At 39.3% G+C, this 19311-nt stretch carries 14 protein-coding genes; 10 read left to right on the forward strand and 4 right to left on the reverse strand.

Going from position 1 to position 19311, the window contains the following annotated elements; translation table 11 throughout:
- The first annotated feature begins 404 nt into the window (after positions 1-404).
- The 7 genes from gltB to FTU09_RS02850 all read left to right on the forward strand — a co-directional run bounded on the left by gltB (position 405) and on the right by FTU09_RS02850 (position 10706).
- Entirely contained in the window at positions 405-4880 is a 4476-nt protein-coding gene (gene gltB / locus FTU09_RS02820) for a glutamate synthase large subunit (RefSeq protein ID WP_180079494.1), read from the forward strand.
- 91 nt (positions 4881-4971) lie between these two features.
- On the forward strand, positions 4972-6393 hold the full coding sequence (locus FTU09_RS02825; protein ID WP_180079495.1) for an FAD-dependent oxidoreductase: 1422 nt from the start codon (positions 4972-4974) through the stop codon (positions 6391-6393).
- 291 nt (positions 6394-6684) lie between these two features.
- Positions 6685-7275 (forward strand): LemA family protein, encoded by a 591-nt coding sequence (locus tag FTU09_RS02830; RefSeq protein ID WP_019836149.1) that lies wholly within the window; start codon positions 6685-6687, stop codon positions 7273-7275.
- A 19-nt stretch (positions 7276-7294) separates the two neighbouring features.
- Positions 7295-8401 carry a YgcG family protein gene (locus FTU09_RS02835; RefSeq protein WP_180079496.1) on the forward strand — a complete coding sequence of 369 codons (1107 nt, stop codon included), beginning with the start codon at positions 7295-7297 and terminating at the stop codon, positions 8399-8401.
- A complete protein-coding gene (locus FTU09_RS02840) occupies positions 8395-8955 on the forward strand; it encodes a TPM domain-containing protein (RefSeq protein WP_180079497.1) in 561 nt (186 codons plus the stop codon). Before FTU09_RS02835 ends, FTU09_RS02840 begins: the two co-directional genes overlap by 7 nt.
- A 562-nt stretch (positions 8956-9517) precedes the next feature.
- Positions 9518-10030: a hypothetical protein gene (locus tag FTU09_RS02845; RefSeq protein WP_180079498.1), complete on the forward strand. Its 513-nt coding sequence runs from the start codon at positions 9518-9520 to the stop codon at positions 10028-10030.
- Between the two features lie 316 nt (positions 10031-10346).
- Entirely contained in the window at positions 10347-10706 is a 360-nt protein-coding gene (locus FTU09_RS02850) for an antitoxin Xre/MbcA/ParS toxin-binding domain-containing protein (RefSeq protein WP_180079499.1), read from the forward strand.
- Between the two features lie 233 nt (positions 10707-10939).
- Here FTU09_RS02850 and FTU09_RS13900 read toward each other — a convergent pair whose 3' ends face one another.
- A complete protein-coding gene (locus FTU09_RS13900; RefSeq protein WP_306670076.1) occupies positions 10940-11515 on the reverse strand; it encodes a pilin in 576 nt (191 codons plus the stop codon).
- Positions 11516-11580: 65 nt separating this feature from the next.
- Here FTU09_RS13900 and FTU09_RS02860 point away from each other — a divergent pair, with 65 nt between their 5' ends.
- The 3 genes from FTU09_RS02860 (at position 11581) to FTU09_RS02870 (ending at position 15816) form a co-directional block, all read left to right on the forward strand.
- Positions 11581-13500 carry an acyltransferase family protein gene (locus FTU09_RS02860; protein WP_180079500.1) on the forward strand — a complete coding sequence of 640 codons (1920 nt, stop codon included), beginning with the start codon at positions 11581-11583 and terminating at the stop codon, positions 13498-13500.
- Complete coding sequence (locus FTU09_RS02865; protein ID WP_257226847.1) at positions 13490-14638, forward strand: glycosyltransferase family 4 protein; 1149 nt, start codon at positions 13490-13492, stop codon at positions 14636-14638. The genes FTU09_RS02860 and FTU09_RS02865 overlap by 11 nt, the downstream gene beginning before the upstream one ends.
- A 155-nt stretch (positions 14639-14793) precedes the next feature.
- Entirely contained in the window at positions 14794-15816 is a 1023-nt protein-coding gene (locus FTU09_RS02870; RefSeq protein WP_180079501.1) for a glycosyltransferase family 4 protein, read from the forward strand.
- Here FTU09_RS02870 and FTU09_RS02875 read toward each other — a convergent pair.
- Genes FTU09_RS02875 through FTU09_RS02885 form a run of 3 tightly spaced genes read right to left on the reverse strand, consistent with a single transcriptional unit; the run spans position 15813 to position 19298 of the window.
- Positions 15813-17072 carry a CDP-glycerol glycerophosphotransferase family protein gene (locus FTU09_RS02875; RefSeq protein WP_180079502.1) on the reverse strand — a complete coding sequence of 420 codons (1260 nt, stop codon included), beginning with the start codon at positions 17070-17072 and terminating at the stop codon, positions 15813-15815. The two genes, FTU09_RS02870 and FTU09_RS02875, sit on opposite strands and share 4 nt — an antisense overlap.
- On the reverse strand, positions 17059-18405 hold the full coding sequence (gene ispD / locus FTU09_RS02880; RefSeq protein ID WP_180079503.1) for a 2-C-methyl-D-erythritol 4-phosphate cytidylyltransferase: 1347 nt from the start codon (positions 18403-18405) through the stop codon (positions 17059-17061). The genes FTU09_RS02875 and ispD overlap by 14 nt, the downstream gene beginning before the upstream one ends.
- Positions 18406-18413: 8 nt before the next feature.
- Positions 18414-19298, reverse strand: a complete 885-nt coding sequence (locus FTU09_RS02885; RefSeq protein WP_180079504.1) for a methyltransferase domain-containing protein — start codon at positions 19296-19298, stop codon at positions 18414-18416.
- Positions 19299-19311 lie beyond the last annotated feature (13 nt).

Here is a 19311-nt window from a genome sequence, read left to right on the forward strand (position 1 = left end):
AAATAATGAAGTGCACAAAAACAGTGCGAATTTGACTTAAAAATGTGATTTTATTTTACATTTATGCGGTGAATGCTGAAATTTGGTTATGGTTGAATAAAAAAATAAAGTTGGCATTGTTTTTGCTTTTATTGGTGCGTGAATTGAGTTGTTGTCCCTATTTTGGCGCAAAAAAGATTCAATGATTGTGCGAAACTGTCAAATTTGCCTGCTACATTCAAGTGTAAAAGTTGCGTAAATGATGAATCGGTCACTCAGGCTTTTTAATCGGTATTGATTGAAATAAATGTGTGACATTTCATTTACCCAAGGTTGATGTTTAGAGTTGTAAATTGAGTTAAATCGCAAAAACAGATTGTTTAATTGGCCCAATTGGGCAAGTAAAAGAAGGGTACGCTATGCACATGCCATCGCCTAATACTGTAGCTCCCGCTCAAGGTTTATACCAACCGGATGAGTTTAAAGATAACTGTGGTTTCGGTTTAATTGCCCATATGCAGGGTGATGCAAGCCATGATCTCGTCAAGACTGCCATTCATAGTTTAAGTTGCATGACCCACCGTGGTGGTATTGCCGCAGACGGTAAAACGGGCGATGGATGTGGTTTGCTGTTGGCGATGCCAAAGCAATTTTTCCGCGAAGAAGCAAAACGCTTAAGTGACATTACTCTGAGCGAAATTTTTGCAGTGGGTACAGTATTTCTGAACCTCGACCCTGCCTTAGCGGCGCATGCAAAAAATATCCTGACCAAAGAAATTGAAGCAGAAGGCTGTAAAGTATTGGCTTGGCGTGTGGTGCCAACCAATAATGAGGCATTGGGCGAAATCGCCATGCAGTCTTTGCCTGCTTTTGAGCAAATTATTGTCAATTGCCCATTGGGGGTGACTGAAGTTGAATTTAACCGCAAACTATTTTTGGCGCGCCGTCGTGCCGAGCAGCAATTGACTGCCGATCCATATTTTTATGTGACCACGCTATGCTCAACCGTGATCAGCTATAAAGGTTTGATGATGCCTGCAGCGATTGCAGACTTTTATACCGACCTTGCCGATGAACGTCTGGCATCACATATTGTGGTGTTCCATCAGCGCTTCTCGACCAACACTTTGCCACGTTGGCCGTTGGCACAGCCGTTCCGTTATTTAGCACACAATGGTGAAATCAACACCATTACCGCCAACCGTAACTGGGCGATGGCACGTACCCCAAAATTTGAAAATCCATTATTGCCAGGTTTGACAGAGCTAAACCCAATTGTAAACCGTACAGGTTCAGACTCCTCAAGCTTAGACAATATGCTGGAAATTCTGGTGGGTGGCGGAATGGATTTATTCCGTGCCTTGCGTATGTTGGTTCCGCCTGCATGGCAGAACGTCGAAACCATTGATGCCGATTTACGCGCTTTCTATGAATTTAACTCTAAACATATGGAAGCGTGGGATGGCCCTGCAGGTTTAGTGATTCAGGATGGTCGTCATGCCATCTGTATGTTAGACCGTAATGGCTTACGTCCTGCACGTTGGGTGATCACTAAAAATGGCTACATTACTTTGGCCTCTGAAATTGGGGTGTGGGGTTATGAGCCTGAAGATGTAATTTCTAAAGGACGTGTTGGTCCTGGTCAAATTTTGGTGGTGGATACCTTTACTGGCAAAGTGCTCGATACGCAGGATGTAAATAACCATCTGAAAAGAATGCGTCCTTACCGTGAATGGTTACGTGAAAATTCAATCCGTTTACAAGGTAGCCCAGAGCTTGAAGAATATTTGTGTGATCAGGGTTTAAAAGGTGATGCCTTAAAAGCCGCACAAAAAATGTTTATGGTGACCTTTGAAGAGCGTGATCAATTATTGCGTCCAATTGCAGAAAGTGGTCAAGAAGCCGTGGGTTCTATGGGTGATGATACGCCAATGGCAGTATTATCACGTCAGGTACGTCATGTGTCGGATTATTTCCGTCAGCAGTTTGCGCAGGTGACCAATCCACCGATTGATCCATTGCGTGAATCGATCGTGATGTCTTTGGAAACCTGTTTGGGTCGTGAACAAAACGTATTTGAGCAAGGCCCAGAACATGCCGACCGCTTGATTATTTCAAGTCCTGTGTTGACCAATTCCAAAATGCACCAAATTCGCACTTTGGGTCGTAAAGGCTATGAAATTGCCGACATCGACCTGAACTATGCTGAAAATGAAGGTTTGCAAGCTGCAATTCAACGGATTTGCGAAACTGCTGCACAAGCGGTGCGTGAGGGTAAAACTTTATTGGTACTCACCGATAAAAAAATCCGTGAAGGTTACTTGCCTGCGAATGCGGTCATGGCGACTGGTGCGGTGCATCACCACTTAATTCAAGTCGGTTTACGTACCGATGCCAACATTATTGTGGAAACTGGTTTTGCTCGTGATCCGCACCAATTTGCAGTATTGCTCGGTTTTGGTGCAACTGCGGTGTATCCATATTTGGCTTATGATGTGATCAATGATTTGATTGCCAAAGGCGAGTTATTGGGCGATCCAGTTTATGCGCAAAGCAATTTCCGCAAAGGCATTGAAAAAGGCTTGCTCAAAGTCTTATCCAAAATGGGGATTTCAACTGTCGCATCTTACCGTGGTGGTCAGTTGTTTGAGGCAGTCGGCTTATCAGCCGAAGTGGTGAATACTTGCTTTATTGGTGTACCAAGTCGTATTCAGGGGGCTACCTTTGCCGACCTTGAAAATGATCAGAAAAAACTAGCAGACACTGCATGGAAATCACGTAAGCCAATTGATCAGGGTGGTTTGCTGAAATTTGTATTTGGCAAGGAATACCATGCTTTTAACCCAGATGTGATCAATGCCTTACACAAAGCAGTGCGTTCAGGCAATTATGCAGATTTTAAAGAATATGCAGAAATCGTGAATAATCGCCCAATCGCAACCATTCGTGATCTATTCAAGTTAAAAACAGACAATTCCATTGCCTTAGATCAAGTGGAATCGGTTGAACAAATTTTACCGCGATTCGACTCTGCGGGCATGTCTTTGGGTGCGTTGTCACCAGAAGCGCATGAAGCGATTGCGATTGCCATGAACACTATTGGTGGACGTTCAAACTCAGGTGAGGGTGGTGAAGACCCTGCGCGTTACGGCACTATTCGTAACTCGAAAATTAAACAGATTGCTTCAGGGCGTTTTGGGGTAACTCCTGCTTACTTAACCTCTGCAGAAGTATTGCAGATTAAAGTGGCACAGGGTGCAAAACCAGGCGAGGGCGGTCAGTTACCAGGCGGTAAAGTGAATGGCTTGATTGCCCGTTTGCGTTACTCTGTACCGGGTGTGACTTTAATTTCTCCACCACCGCACCACGATATTTATTCGATTGAAGACTTGTCACAATTGATTTTCGATTTAAAGCAAGTCAATCCACAAGCCATGGTATCGGTCAAACTGGTGTCTGAACCGGGTGTAGGTACAATTGCAGCAGGTGTCGCTAAAGCCTATGCCGACTTCATTACCATCTCGGGTTATGATGGCGGTACCGCAGCATCGCCACTGTCATCTATTCACCATGCAGGTTCGCCATGGGAATTGGGTTTAAGTGAGGCGCATCAGGCATTACGTGTGAATGACTTGCGTGGCAAAGTTCGTGTGCAAACCGATGGTGGCTTAAAAACTGGTTTAGATGTGGTGAAAGCGGCAATTTTAGGTGCGGAAAGCTTCGGCTTTGGTTCAACCCCAATGATTGCCTTGGGTTGTAAATACTTACGTATTTGCCACTTAAATAACTGTGCAACTGGAGTAGCGACTCAACAAGATCATTTGCGTCAGGAACACTATATTGGTGAACCACAAATGCTGATCAACTTCTTCACTTTCATTGCGGAAGAAACCCGTGAATGGTTAGCTGCACTGGGTGTTGCTAGCTTGAAAGAATTGATTGGTCGTACTGACTTGCTAGAAATTTTACCGGGTGAAACCGAAAAACATGCGCATTTGGATTTAAGCGCCTTGTTGGAATCGCACCCTGCAGCAGAAGGCAAAGCGCAATACTGTCAGGTTGAAGGCAATGCACCGTTTGATAAAGGTATCTTGGCTGAAAAAATGATTGCAGAAATGTTGCCTGCAATTGAAGCAGGTACAGGGGGCGAATATTACTTTAATGTGAGCAACTGTGACCGTTCAATTGGTGCGCGTATTTCAGGTGAAATTGCGCGTCGTTATGGTAACTTGAGCATGGAACATCATCCTGTCAAATTGAACCTTACGGGTACTGCGGGTCAATCTTTAGGTGTTTGGAATGCAGGTGGTTTGCATATCAAACTTGAAGGCGATGCCAATGACTATGTGGGTAAAGGTATGGCGGGTGGACGTATTTCCATCTTCCCACCAAAAGGTTCGCCTTTCCAAACTCAAAACACAGCGATAATTGGTAATACCTGTCTCTATGGTGCAACCGGTGGTAAATTATTTGCTGCAGGTACGGCAGGTGAGCGCTTTGCGGTGCGTAACTCAGGTGCCTTCGCTGTGATTGAAGGGGCAGGCGACCACTGCTGTGAATATATGACTGGCGGAATTGTCACGGTATTGGGCAAAGTGGGTCATAACTTCGGTGCGGGTATGACAGGCGGTTTTGCCTATGTACTGGACTTAGATAATGACTTTGTAGACCGTTACAACCACGAACTGATTGAGCTGAATCGTATTTCAACGGAAGCGATGGAAGAACATAAAGCATTCTTAGGACGTATTTTAGATGAACACATTGCCGAAACAGGCAGTGCGTGGGCATATAAAATCCGCCATGAGTTTGATTTCTATAGCCGTAAATTCTGGTTGGTAAAACCAAAAGCTGCCAACTTGCAGACTTTGTTGAAAACTACCCAAGCAGATCCACAATAATCCACGACTCAGCATTCGGCAGGTGTGGATAACTTTCGACTTATACCCAGCGTAAAAGTGAAGTTATCTACACCCACCTACGGAGAAAGACATGGCAGAACGCCTACATAATGACTTTCAATTTCTGGATGTAGCACGCCAAGATCCAGAGAAAAAAGATCTCGATGTCCGCAAAAATGAGTTTGTGGAAATTTATAAACCGTTTACTGCTGAAGTGGCGGCCAATCAGACCCATCGTTGTTTGGGTTGTGGTAACCCATACTGTGAATGGAAATGCCCTGTGCATAACTACATTCCGAACTGGCTTAAACTAATTGCGGAAGGCCGTATTTTTCAGGCAGCAGAACTGTGTCATCAAACCAATACCTTGCCTGAAGTTTGTGGACGTGTTTGTCCGCAAGACCGTTTGTGTGAAGGCGCATGTACCTTAAATGATGGTTTTGGTGCAGTGACCATTGGCAATGCCGAAAAGTACATCAACGATACAGCTTTTGCCTTGGGCTGGCGTCCAGACATGTCGCATGTGAAATGGACCGATAAAAAAGTTGCAATTATTGGTGCAGGCCCTGCAGGTTTAGGCTGTGCCGATATCTTGGTGCGTAATGGCGTCAAACCGGTAGTCTTTGACAAACGCCCTGAAATTGGTGGCTTACTCACCTTTGGTATTCCAGAATTTAAAATGGAAAAAGACGTGATGAAACGCCGCCGAGAAATTTTTTCTGGCATGGGGGTTGAATTCCGTTTAAATACCGAAATTGGTACAGATATCACGATTGAACAATTGCTTGCAGATTACGATGCCGTGTTCATGGGCATGGGCACTTATACCTATATGAAAGGTGGATTTGCTGGTGAAGATTTAGATGGTGTTTATGATGCGCTGGATTTCTTGATTGCCAATGTCAACCGTTGCCAAGGCTGGGAAAAAGACCCTGCAGAATACATCAGTGTTGAAGGCAAAAAAGTGATTGTACTGGGTGGTGGGGATACTGCCATGGACTGTAACCGTACTTCTATTCGTCAAGGTGCGCAGCAAGTCACTTGTGCCTATCGTCGTGATGAAGCCAATATGCCAGGTTCACGTCGTGAAGTGACCAACGCCTGTGAAGAAGGGGTGAATTTCTTATTTAATCGTCAACCCATTGAAATTGTTGGTGAAAGTGGTAAAGTCACAGGTGTGAAAGTGGTAACGACTCAATTGGGTGAGCCTGACAGTCGTGGTCGTCGCAGCCCAGAGCCTGTTCCAGGTTCCGAAGAAGTTTTAGCTGCAGATGCCGTTTTGCTTGCTTTTGGTTTCCGTGCCAGCCCTGCAGATTGGTTTGCCTCTGCCAATGTTGGGGTTGACGGTTCAGGTCGTGTAGTGGCAGCAGAACAGCAAACATTTAAGTTCCAAACAACTAACCCGAAAATTTTTGCAGGGGGCGATATGGTGCGTGGTTCTGATTTGGTCGTGACTGCAATTTGGGAAGGTCGTCAGGCGGCAGAAGGTATTTTAGATTATTTAGAGCTCTAAACGAGTTTGCTTTGCTTAGATCTAGAAAGGGCTGAGTTTTAAGGAATTCAGTCCTTTTTTAATGGATATTTTATCCAGCTCATCTTCATGTGGAATGTATTGCCATTTCTGATTCATATAAGGTTTAAGAGCTGAAACTTCAATATTAATTCAATCTGCTGTACAAGGTTATTGTTGGATGTAATCAGTTTGGTGATTCGCTCGATTAAACAAAATACACAAACAGGTCAGAATTTCACGTTAGAATGAAATCATTTCAAACAAATACAAAGATAAGTAAGAGGTTAATGTATGAATTTCACAAAAAAAACCATGCTCGCGGTGGCTTTAACCAGTACTTTGACATTAAGCGGCTGTGGCTATAACACCTTACAAGTGAAAGATGAAGCCGTAACAGCATCTTGGTCAGAAGTCCAAAACCAATATCAACGCCGTGCCGATTTAGTGCCAAACTTGGTGAATGTGGTTAAAGGCTATGCCAAACATGAAGAACAAGTCTTGACTGAAGTCACTCAGGCACGTGCCAATGTCGCAGGCTTAAAAGTGGATAAGTCGGTATTGGAAGACCCTGCGTTATTCCAGAAATATCAGGAAGCACAGGCACAAATGACCAGTGCCTTATCACGTTTAATTGCGGTGTCTGAAAATTATCCAGACTTAAAAGCCAATGAGCAATTCCGTGATTTACAAGTACAACTAGAAGGCACAGAAAACCGTATTGCCGTGGCACGTAACCGTTACATCAGTACAGTGCAAGACTTTAACAGCTATGCACGCCAATTCCCGCAAGTGATGACCGCAAAAGTCATTGGTATGGACACCAAACCAAACTTCAGTGCCGAACAAAGCGCACAAACAGCACCGAAAGTTTCGTTTGAATAACGCCTAGGAGGATGTCTGGATGCTGCAATCGCACAGCAAGACCTGTATAAATCTAGTGCAGATGCTGCTGCTCATGGCAATTATGTGTTTCAGCTGCTTGGCATATAGTGAAGTTGCTACAGCAACCGATGAAACCGCCGAAGCTGTGGTGCTGGGTAAAATTGTGCAGCAACAGCATCCTCAAAATGCAAACCCCATCCCAGATCTTACAAATTCACGTCAGCCTACATCGAGCACTCAGCAAGCACCTATAGAAACACCCGTTCAGCAACCACAAATTGCGAATGATATGGCAGAGGGTGAATCCATCCGTACTTTGCCGACCTTAAATCAACCCGTGGTCGATCAAGCCAATTTGCTGACTGCCGCAGAAAAACAGCAAATCAGCCAGCGAATTTTAAATTTACATCAACACGCCAAAGCACAAATCGGTGTGGTGATTGTTCCGACTACAGGGCAGGAAGATATTTTTGATTTTGCCATGCGTGTCGCAGAGCAATGGAAGCTTGGTTCTGCCAAGCAAGACAATGGTTTGTTGATGGCTATTGCGGTCAATGACCGTCGAATTCAGATTTTAACGGGATATGGTTTAGAAGGCGTACTGCCCGATATTGTGGTCAGTCGGATTATTAACCAGCGCATTACCCCCTATTTTAAACAAGCGCAATATGCACAAGGCATTGATGCAGGCTTGGCAGAAATCGAACGGATTTTAAACCTAGACCCTGAAGTTGCTGCACAGGCTGCAAAAGAGTTGAAACAACGTCAGGAACAAGCTTTACAAGAACAACACGCGCGTGAAAAAACCTTGAGTAGTGCCTTGTTTATTTTAATTGCAGGGGTAATTGGCTCACTAATTGTAGGAAAACGCCTCAGTGCTTCAACTGCTGCGGTTGCAGGCACAGTGGCAGGTTTGGTCAATGGCGCAGGCTTAATCACCAGTTTAATGATTGGTGCTGGGATTTTCTTTTTACTTATCACCGCTATTGCACAGACCATTTTTCAAATTTTCTTATCTTCTGCAGGTCGTGGAGGTGGACGTGGCGGTGGTGGTTTTGGTGGTGGAGGCGGCTATAGCGGTGGTGGTGGTGGCTTTGGTGGGGGAGGAGCATCAGGATCATGGTAACAACAACCGATACAACAGAAATTATTACTCAACCGAAAATGGACATTGCAGCCCGTCCGAGTGTAAAGCGTTGGCTGAAGCATTTCTTTTATTTACCTGCCACCAAGCGTTTTTTTAATGCGCAGGATCAACATGCGATTGCAGAAGCAGTGAGTGCTGCTGAACATGGGCATGTGGGTGAAATTCAGGTGGTGATTGAAGGCTGTTTGCCGTCGCGTATGGCTTATTATGTCGATACTCATGCCCGCGCCCGTCAGTTGTTTGCAGAATTAGGTGTTTGGGATACTGAACTAAACAGCGGCGTTTTGCTGTACCTGAATTTGTGTGAACGCAAAGTGGAAATTGTGATTGACCGTGGCATTAAAACAGCGACCACGCAACAGGTGTGGGATGAGGTCTGTGCGCATATAGTGCAGGGTTTGGCACAGCAGCAGTATCGCCAAGCGGTAATCACAGGCGTGCAAGAAATTGGTGAAATTTTGGATGCGTTTTACGACCGCCAGTGGGTAGATCGTGAGAATGAATTGGGCAATGCTCCAATTATTTTGGGGTGAGTGTTGCTAATGTTCTTTGCTTTTTTAATTTCTCGCTTTTTAAAGAGAGGCAAGGAGAGATTTTCAATATTGGCAGTTTTCATTACATTGACTCACTTTTTTCAAAGTGGGAAGCTGTGTGAGTACAAAAGATAATCACTGTACACAAGCTAAATTTGCTGAAATTTAGATTAAAAATGCAAGTAAATGTGTGACAGGTTAATTTTGAAATTAAAAATGCGACCTATTGCTCGAAAATTGACAAAATTTGTTAAATTTTTAATTTACACCTGACAATAATTGTCACTTTTTAACAAAAATACACAGCCAAATTAAAAGTTCTAAATTTTTTATGTGTAAGGTGCTGTTTTTTTGTGAGAATTGTCTATAATAAAAGTTGGCATGTTTAGTGCTAAGTATAAAATAGCTTACAAAGCTTATAATTAAATTAACAAACATTTGTGGAGAATGTTTATGAACACTATGCAAAAAGGTTTTACCCTTATCGATACTCCATAAGTGTCCATATAAAATGAACAATCCATAAGTAAGTCAATATGGACATAAAAATAATAAATTTGATATGAAGAATCACTATTATCTTTTTCTACTTTTTTCAATCTCCGTTTTTACTCATGCTCAAGAACTAGACTTCATTCAATATTCAGATATTTCATCAATTCCTCAAATTGTTTTGAATCCAAAAATCCAAACAGAACTTCAAACATTGTTAAAGCATGATTATCTAAAATTTCAATCTAATTTTGACAAGTACTCAGCGCCATATTTACTGAAAACAGATGAGGCGCTGTATTATGAAGGTCGGTCTGGAAGCACTTTAGATGCTTCATCCGCGATTGTGTTTAAAGATGGGCGATTGTTTGCTGCAATATATTTTTCCAATACCAAGACTTTAAAATACTTTAGCAACGATGCCAGTTGCTCAGAACAGTTACATCCTGCGATTCAAGTTTTTGCTCAGCAGCGTGAAATTCAAGGTATTGAATATGCAACAGCTAGAGCCAATACCGCTTTAAAATATAATTTTGGCCCCGCTTCAAAATGTGAAACCTATTTTAAAAAATTAGGAAGATAGCTGTGTTAGCGGCAGTGTAAAAATGCCCCCCTAGCGGCATTTAAAAACTGCCCCCCTTGGTTAATATAGTGGTCGATTTATTGTTCGTGTTCCATCATTATTCATCAAAAACTTGCCTTGGAAGCAGCAGGGCGTGGTGTAAGTATGAATCATCAGGTGTTGGCAAAATTAGCTTATGTGACTATTTCTGGTCGTCTAACAAGTAAGAATAACTGGTATGCTACGAACAGTAATAGGTGATCGTTTTATCTAGTAATTTGTATGATATTGTTAGATTTAAGGCTTGATCAGTAAAATTAGAGCTTGAGGTGATGCTATGACGTTATTGGAACAGCAGGTAGTACCAGCAGCTGTATTGGGAAAGTCAGTACTTAGGGCTGCTAAACTGCTTTCCCTTAGTCAGTCTCAGCTCGCAATAGTGCTAGATATGGATGTTGAGGCAATCACTCAATTGCAAAACCAACCTGAATTAGATCCAAATTCTAAACAGGGGAAATTAGCACTGTTGCTGATTCGTCTATACCAGGCTTTACATGCTTTGACAGGTGATGATCAGGCTGCGATGAAGATTTTTTTAACGTCCGAAAATAGAGTCACTAGCGGTATCCCAATTCATCAAATAGAAACGATGAGTGGCTTGATTTCTGTTCTTAATTTTGTTGAAACCCTTGTGTGACAATATGCTCCTATGGACTAACTTACACTGAACTTTCACAAATTATGTTGTGTAACGTAAGTACCAAGTTGAAATTATTAAAAATAGGATAAATAAAAATGCAACCAACTGAATTAAAACAATTACCAGACTGGTTGTTAGAACAGTTACCCCAAATAACTGAACCAGCAATTTTATCACTGCGAGATACGAAACTTGTCGTCACTTACCCTGATATATTTTACGGTAAAAAATTATATGCCTTTACAAATAGTTGGCAAATATCGTTGTCTAATTTGGCTAGAAGCACACTCCCAACGCGCTGCACCATTTCCAGCATAATTCATCATGGCAAAAGTGAGGGTTTTTCCTGTAACACCTGCATTCATACCTACTGTATTAAACGTAAAATCAAATGCACATAATGCACCAGAATACGTTGTATTTATGCTAACACTTTGAACATATTTTGAATTAATTGTACCAGATGAGTTTAGTCCAAAATCTACGGGTGATGTTGGACAAGTACCACTTGTACCATAGACGGCAAGTAAGTCTGCTTTAAATACACTTGCCATGCCTAGTGCCTCAGGAACCTGCGCCCGAGTGGTATAATTTTGGTAGGCTGGAATTGCGATTGCAGCCAAAACCCCAATAATGACGATAACAATCATTAATTCAACAAGTGTAAACCCTTTGATATTGATCATGGGGATGATCTCCGAATATAATCTTCCCAGAAGATAGTCAAGAAACATGCCAATATTTAATTTAATATATTTCAATAGCTTAGTTTGGTATGGTGTTTTGGGTTTGACAAATAATGTCATTGATTTACAAAAATGATGACTTTATTGTTAAAACTTTTATAAAAATTTCAAATGGTTAGATTTGCATGAGACATGAATACTTATCTCATATTGATATTTTAAGGGCGTTGGCAGTATTACTGGTTATTTTTAATCATCTCGAACTTCCTTACTTCAATGGGGGGTTTATTGGAGTTGATATATTCTTAGTTATTTCTGGTTATCTAATTACTAAAAATATTGAGTCTGAGGTAAAAAATACATCACGATTTTCTTTTAAAAAATTTTACCAACGTCGAGTGATTAGATTAGCACCTACTTTTTTTACAGTTATGATCAGTTGCTGTTTGGCTTTTTATTTTGTCTTAACTACTGATGAATGGATTAACTTTTTAAAAACACTCGTTTCTTCGGTAACATTAACCTCTAATATTTATTATTGGACATTACTTGGTGATTACTTCAGCATCAATGCAAAATCTACACCTTTATTACATATTTGGTCACTGAGTCTGGAAGAGCAGTTTTATTTAATCTGGCCTTTATTTTTGTTCCTTATTTTGAAAATAAAGTCCAAATTCTATTCAATTCTACTATTACTATTCATTATATTAGTTTCAGTTAGTGTATCACATGTTTTTGTTTTATCAGACCCAATAGCAGCATATTATTTATTGCCATCTCGTATATTTGAGTTCTGCATAGGCAGTTTGATTGTATTCTTACCTAAAAAAGATTTCTCAAAAAATATATCTTATATATTTACTGCAATCTCAATGATTATTATTTTATTTGCAAGTGTATATATTAATAAAGCGACTATTTTTCCCTCATATATTGCATTAATTCCATGTGTAGGGGCAGCTTTATTTATTTACTTTTCTAGTGCTATTGGTGATTTTAATTTTCTTAGCCAAATAAAATATCTTGGAAAAATATCATACCCAATGTATTTATGGCACTGGCCCATCATTGTTTATTTAAATATTAATTCTATTCAATTAAATTTATTTATCTCAATTGCTGTAATTTTATTTGTTATTGCATTGTCAGTTATAAGTTATGAGAAAATTGAAAAAACTATAAAAAATTATTATGCCCAAAAACCTAAAAATACGATTAAAACTTTTTTCATACTTCCGAGTTTAATAATAATTTTTATATCACTCATCATCATGCAGCGCGATAGTTCACAGGAAGGTGAAATTAAAAAACTATATCAATCAAAAGAAAACCCATGTCTTGATTCAAATCTTTTCCAAGAATGCTTATTCGGTCTAAAGGAAAATAAGGTTAATATTGATCTTCTACTCATTGGTGATTCACATGCAAATGCACAATCCCCAATAGTTGATATTCTAAGTACAGATGCAGAAATTTTGGGTTATGAGTTCACACAATCCACGACAATATTTTTACCAGATACAGATTGTGTTAGGAGTGATAAATCTGAAAATGAAAGAGACTATTGGGTTAAGCGATTTAGAGAAAGAAATGATTTAATCCAACATATGATTAAAAAAAATAATTATCGCTTTGTTGTTATGGGAGGATATTTTACAATGAATTATTGTATGTATAGCAATGAAAAACAGAAAGATTCAAAAAAAGCATTCTTTGAGGGTATAGATCAGGCAATAAGTTTAGTTTTAAAAGCTGGTGCAGTACCCGTAATTATCCAAGATAATCCATTACTTAAAAATATAGATATTAATTGTAATATAAGAAGTGATAAACCAAAACAAGTTTGTCGCTATGATTCTGCTCTACATTTTGATCACATAAAAAGCTGGAATTTACAGTTATTACATTTAAAGCAAAAATATCCTAAGTTATTAATTATTGATTTTACAGATATTATATGCCCCGATGGTTTTTGCTATTCCTATTTCAATCATACACCTTTGTACAGAGATACGCATCATTTAACCTATACAGGGGCAACTGAAATTGGCGTACAATATCTTAAGAAGTATAGAAATCCATTCAAACCTCATGACCAATAAAAACTCTATCTTAATCGTGACACGTAACCTCCCCCCACTCATTGGGGGGATGGAACGACTCAACTGGCATATCGCAGATGAACTGAGCCAATCGCACGACGTCTACCTCTTCAGTCATTCTCAGGCTAAAACATCTGCACCTCAAAATTGTAAATTTTATGGAGTAAGACTCAATCCTTTACCATTATTTTTAATACTCGCTTTTATCAAAACATTTTGGATTTGCGTAACTCAACGCCCAGATATTTTATTTGCAGGCAGTGGCCTAACTGCACCTATTACAACATTTTGGGCAAAAGTCTTTGGCAAAAAAAGTATTGTATATATTCATGGCTTGGATATTGGTACAAGTAATAAATTATATAATTTGTTATGGATTCCTTTCATCAAATTTTCTAGCAAAGTAATTGCAAATAGTTCTCCAACTTATGATATTTGTCTGAAAAAAGGAATAAGTGAAAAAAAATTAAGCATTATTCACCCAGGGGTTAGTTTTCCTCCAAAACCTAGAAATGAACAACTTATTCAACAATTAAAGAGCCAATATAATTTACAGAATAAAAAAATTCTTATTTCTGTGGGTAGATTGACAGAACGCAAAGGTTTGAATGAGTTTATTGATTTCAGTTTTTCTAAAATTGTAAAAGCAATACCGAATACTGTACTTGTCATTATTGGGGATACACCAAATCAGTCTTTAAATAAAAATCTGCAATCTAAAGAGTTAATTTTAGCAACCGCAAAAAAATATGATGCTGAAAATAATATTATCTTTACTGGAAATATTAGTGATGATGAAGTCTTATCAAGTTTTTATTATTTAGCTGATTTACATATTTTCCCAGTCAAGCATATTCCAGAAGATCCTGAAGGTTTTGGCATGGTCGCAATTGAGGCAGCAGCACATGGTTTACCTACAGTAGCTTTTGCTACGGGTGGTATTGTGGATGCAGTAAAACAAAATGAATCGGGTTGGCTGGTTGAAAGAGATAACTATGAAGCGTTGGCTAAACAAACGATCACAGCATTAAGGCATTCTAAACGCACCGATCAGTGTCAGAGCTTTGCGAAGCAGTTTGAGTGGAAAAGTTTTGGCTGTAATTTAGACTATATATTAAATATGCAAAAATATGACTAACAAAAAATATATTAAATATCGGCCAGATATTGATGGTTTACGCGCAGTCGCTGTTTTGGCTGTTATTCTTTTTCATTTTTCTCCAAGGTTTCCAGGTGGTTTTGTTGGGGTTGATATTTTTACAGTTTGGAAAACTCGTAGGGAGCAGAACTAAAATGTTATCTTCCACTAAGAAATTAGGTGTGTGGTTCCCAACAGTACGATGTGGCACAGGAACAGATGTTTTTACTATTAATTTGGTAGAAGAACTTAATAAAAGAGGAATTCGCGCTGAAATTACATGGTTACCCTTACGTGCCGAATATGCCCCATGGTCAGTCCCAATTCCAAAGCCTCCCAACTGGGCAACTGTGATTCATGTAAATACCTGGCTACATAGCCGATTTTTACCTAAAAATATACCTATAGTGGCAACAATTCATCACTCAATACATGATCCAGAACTGCAACCGTACAAAGGTTTTTTGAGAACCCAATACCATAATTATTGGATTAAGAATATAGAACGTAAAACAATGCAACGTGCAAATAAGGTGACCGCAGTTAGCCAGTTTGCAGCTCTAATAGCTCACCAAAAAGTAATTAATATCCCCATTGAAGTTATTTATAATGGTGTTGATACAGACTTATTCAAACTTAGTAATCAACTCAAAGAAAAAGAAGCACCTTTTCGTTTATTATATATAGGGAGTTGGATGGCTCGAAAAGGTGTTGATCTGTTAACACCAATCATGAAGGAACTAGGTAATGATTTTGAACTATACTATACTGGAGGGGAAGCGGCAGCAAAAGATAGATATAAAATGCCAAAAAATATGCATGATTTAGGGCGATTGGATAAAGCACAAGTAATCAATGCTATGCAAGAAGCTGATGCATTATTATTTACATCACGGAGTGAGGGGCTGCCGCTTACTGTGCTAGAAGCAATGGCATGTGGGTTACCTGTTATCACAACAAATGGTTCAGCTTTGCCCGAAGTTATCCAGCATAGGGAAACGGGTTTCTTATGCGATAAAAATAATATCCAAAGTTTTGTTGAAGCAATTAGAATACTAAAAGAAACTTCTAGATTACAGAAAGAACTATCATTGAACGCTCGCTCATATATCGAGGATAATTTTAAAATCGATAAAATGATTAAGCTGTATATAGAAGCCTATCAGGCACTGCATTAGTTAATTACACGAATAATGTCGTTAACAGCTTTATTTTGAGTAACTTTATCAAATGCTTTTTGTTTTAGCCGCTGCCTATCATCTTTGAAATTATCCTCGCCAATTTCAGCTAACAATCCGCTGATTAGCTCGTTAACATTTTTAGAAATTAAACCCGGCATCATAGTTTTAGGATCAAACTGAAGCTGCCGGTCTCTTTCAATATATGTGTCGTTTTCTGGAATAAAAAAAAGGATTGGTTTATCGCAATGTAAAAAATCCATTGTAATGGAAGAGTAATCAGAAATAAGAGCATCAAAATATGGAAATAACGGGTAAATATCAGCATTTCGTTGATAAATATGAAAATGTTTACTCTTCAAAAAATCCTTACTGGTATCTGATGGATGTAGTTTAAAGATAAATTCATAATTATTTTCAACAGCAAATTCATTTAGAAGTAATAGGTCTTGGCTAGTTATTTGCATTGGCATTGTTCCTGAGTCTCGAAAAGTTGGAGCGATTAGAACGAGAGTTTTATTTTTGCTTTTCCAATCAGTAAGTTTTTGCGAGATGTCAGTGTCTATATTGCTCCATGCTAAATCTTTATATTTTCCTGTAAGGTTGAGACCAAAATTATTTCTAGGGTAGCCAGTAATCAGGAATCTTTTTGAGAGAAAAGCAGGTTGAAACACTTCTTTCTTGTAGAACTCAGATGTAGCAACAACAACATCATAAGTCATTCGTCTACCAGTTAATCGGTATAAAAAAAGTCGTAATTTAAGCAGAAACTTTGCAGAACTCCACGAGACATTCCCTTGTTCATGTTGCCACTTTGAAAGTTCAATATATTTACACCAAATACCATGCCAAAGTTGAACTGAGGTTACACCGTACAAAAAAAAGAACCTTAACTTGCTAAACCAAGCAGCTTCATCAACTACAAATATTCTGCAACGAAGCAAGAATATAATTGATTTAAAGCTTGGATAAGGAAGAGCTTCCAAGCCATAGCTGTTAATGAGGGCAACAACTGCCTTATCTTCACTGATGAAAACAAAACGCTTGTTAGGGTAATCTTGACTCGCTTGAAGAAAGAAATACTTAGCATTATCTAGAAATTTACCTTCTTGTCTTCCTATGACTGCCACCCAATTTTTTTTACGAGGTAACAATAGAGCAATCGGTACGATAAAAATCCATGCAAATATACATATTAAAGCATAGATAGGAAGTTTCATATAAGAGGTTAGCTGTTTTAGCTTAGCGTCGAACATCTACTACCTCACCACTAATCGAGCGCAGTAGTGTTGCTAATGTGTCTTTAGCAACCGCTTCAGCATCAAGCAAGGTTTCTTCTGGTTCATTACCAAAATTTTCGGTACGCATTGGCGTGGCTGTACGCTCAGGATTGATAGCATTAATACGCACATTAAATGGATGAAATTCATGCGCTAGCCCTTGAGTTAAATTCACGACGGCAGCTTTCGTTGCTGAATATACAGCACTAAAAGCGCGACCTCTGGTGTATGAGCTTGAAGTAAACAGAGCAATGCTACCGCCTGTTTCTTTTAAACACTTAAAGCCCTCTTGTGCCACAATAATGCTGCCTTTTAGATTAATATCTAGTTGTTCATTAATCAGCTCATCTGTTTGTGTGGATACTGCTCCAGTACGCAAAACGCCAGCAGTGTTCACAATAAAATCAATACGACCATATTGTTCAACGATTTGCGAAAATAAACGGTTAATAGATGACCTATCACAAACATCAATACCAGTGTGACGAGATGCCTCTATGACAACTGCACCATGTTGTCGTGCGAGTTGAGCACAGGCCAGACCAATCCCACGACTAGCTCCTATTACAATCACTACTTTGTTCTTTAAATGGCGTAAATCAACCTGAGAGGTTGTAGCACTACGCAATTGAAATAGCCGATCAGCCAAGTAAATATCTGATGGGTGGGTGATTTTAATGTTACTGACGTTACCCTCCACCAGTACAACTGGCGCTAAGCCGTAATGGAGTACAATGCCACAGTCATCTGTTACTTTTAACTGGGAATCATGAAAGGCTAACTTATGCGCTTCACGCAATAAGCCAGAGCGAAACCCCTGCGGTGTTTGTCCCAAACGTAATATACTTCGATCAGGAATATTAGCAATTGTATTTTCAGCGGAAGCCTGAACAATGGTATCGGTGGGTGGAATGACGGTATCAATACAATCTGCAGTTTCCAAGGCAGCTAAGCAACGATCAATGGTAGCATGATCCAATAGTGGACGCACGGCATCATGCACCAACACTTTATGATTGTCACCAACAATGGCAGCAATACCAGCAGCAGTACTAGCTTGACGTGTTGCGCCGCCAATTATTATGCGACGTACTTTCTTATAGGCATTTTGAAGAATAATTTCTTCAACCAATGGTTTTTGGCTTTCGGCAGTTACTACTAGAATATCATCAATCGAAGCATGTTGCTCGAAACAATCCAAGGTATGTTCAATCACACGCTTGCCCGCAAGCTTAATAAACTGTTTAGGAGTTTCAGATCGGAAGCGTGTTCCAGTGCCAGAAGCGAGGATAATGCCGATGTTTTTCATAAAATTTTTTAAAGCCCACCCTTCAGGTTAAAATACTTCGATAATAATCTATTTAATCTATTAGCCCACTTTCTAGGATTTAGTGATTTTCCAGAGGGTTCACATGGAGCATATTTAAATTTGGAAAAATAGCAGGCAACACCTTGGATGCAGTTATTGTCCTTTGAAATCAACACGTACCTTTTATTTGTGCCTAATTTTTCAGGTGCTCGAAAGTCTATTATATAATCATCGCTGATAAACTTGATAATCCCTATCAAAGACTTTCCCGTGTAATAAGAAGTGTGTCCTAACATAAATGGATAGGTTGTTTTGGATATGTTATCTGCATGACTTTTTCTTATGTCAGTAGAGCAAATAAGCAAACCTTTAGGATTTAATTTGCTTAATAATAATACAAAATCTTCTTTTGGGGTTAAAAAATGCTCGATAACTTCGCAGGCAATGACAACATCAAATTTTGATGCTGAGGTTATATCAATAAAGTTTTCATGTTGTTGAAAGTTCTTTAAGTCAGTGATTTTTACATCAATTTCACTATATTCTTTTTTAAGGTGTTTATGATCCATTGATTGACCAGCACCAAAAATAAGAATATTTTTGCAACTCATGCCAGCCTCAAACATTGCTTCTATCGCTAAGCACCCCATGTAATACTCTCGACCAGGAATTCTCTCATCACCGACCCTATTGATTTTACTATAAGAGACGCCAGATTCACTAAAATATTCTGTTGTAGCATAATCGTGAAAATTTTGTGGTATAGATGCATGCCCACATGATTCACAGAAATCATAGACTATCTTGTCATTTAAAAAATCACTCCATACACTACATTTTGCTTGTCGCGTAACTACGGGCATTTCACAAGATTTACATTTATTATCAATCATAAAATTTAATATC

The sequence above is a fragment of the Acinetobacter sp. YH12058 genome (assembly GCF_013419805.1).
Taxonomy (GTDB): domain Bacteria; phylum Pseudomonadota; class Gammaproteobacteria; order Pseudomonadales; family Moraxellaceae; genus Acinetobacter; species Acinetobacter towneri.

What these genes read in the sequence shown, in the direction of transcription:
- FTU09_RS02865 (WP_257226847.1), top strand. Translation starts at nt 13,490, where the DNA reads ATGACCAATAAAAACTCTATCTTAATCGTGACACGTAACCTCCCCCCA.
- FTU09_RS02870 (WP_180079501.1), top strand. Translation starts at nt 14,794, where the DNA reads ATGTTATCTTCCACTAAGAAATTAGGTGTGTGGTTCCCAACAGTACGA.
- gltB (WP_180079494.1), top strand. Translation starts at nt 405, where the DNA reads ATGCCATCGCCTAATACTGTAGCTCCCGCTCAAGGTTTATACCAACCG.
- FTU09_RS02825 (WP_180079495.1), top strand. Translation starts at nt 4,972, where the DNA reads ATGGCAGAACGCCTACATAATGACTTTCAATTTCTGGATGTAGCACGC.
- FTU09_RS02875 (WP_180079502.1), bottom strand. Translation starts at nt 17,072, where the DNA reads ATGTTCGACGCTAAGCTAAAACAGCTAACCTCTTATATGAAACTTCCT.
- FTU09_RS02835 (WP_180079496.1), top strand. Translation starts at nt 7,295, where the DNA reads ATGCTGCAATCGCACAGCAAGACCTGTATAAATCTAGTGCAGATGCTG.
- FTU09_RS02830 (WP_019836149.1), top strand. Translation starts at nt 6,685, where the DNA reads ATGAATTTCACAAAAAAAACCATGCTCGCGGTGGCTTTAACCAGTACT.
- ispD (WP_180079503.1), bottom strand. Translation starts at nt 18,405, where the DNA reads ATGAAAAACATCGGCATTATCCTCGCTTCTGGCACTGGAACACGCTTC.
- FTU09_RS02840 (WP_180079497.1), top strand. Translation starts at nt 8,395, where the DNA reads ATGGTAACAACAACCGATACAACAGAAATTATTACTCAACCGAAAATG.
- FTU09_RS02885 (WP_180079504.1), bottom strand. Translation starts at nt 19,298, where the DNA reads ATGATTGATAATAAATGTAAATCTTGTGAAATGCCCGTAGTTACGCGA.
- FTU09_RS02845 (WP_180079498.1), top strand. Translation starts at nt 9,518, where the DNA reads ATGAAGAATCACTATTATCTTTTTCTACTTTTTTCAATCTCCGTTTTT.
- FTU09_RS13900 (WP_306670076.1), bottom strand. Translation starts at nt 11,515, where the DNA reads ATGACATTATTTGTCAAACCCAAAACACCATACCAAACTAAGCTATTG.
- FTU09_RS02860 (WP_180079500.1), top strand. Translation starts at nt 11,581, where the DNA reads ATGAGACATGAATACTTATCTCATATTGATATTTTAAGGGCGTTGGCA.
- FTU09_RS02850 (WP_180079499.1), top strand. Translation starts at nt 10,347, where the DNA reads ATGACGTTATTGGAACAGCAGGTAGTACCAGCAGCTGTATTGGGAAAG.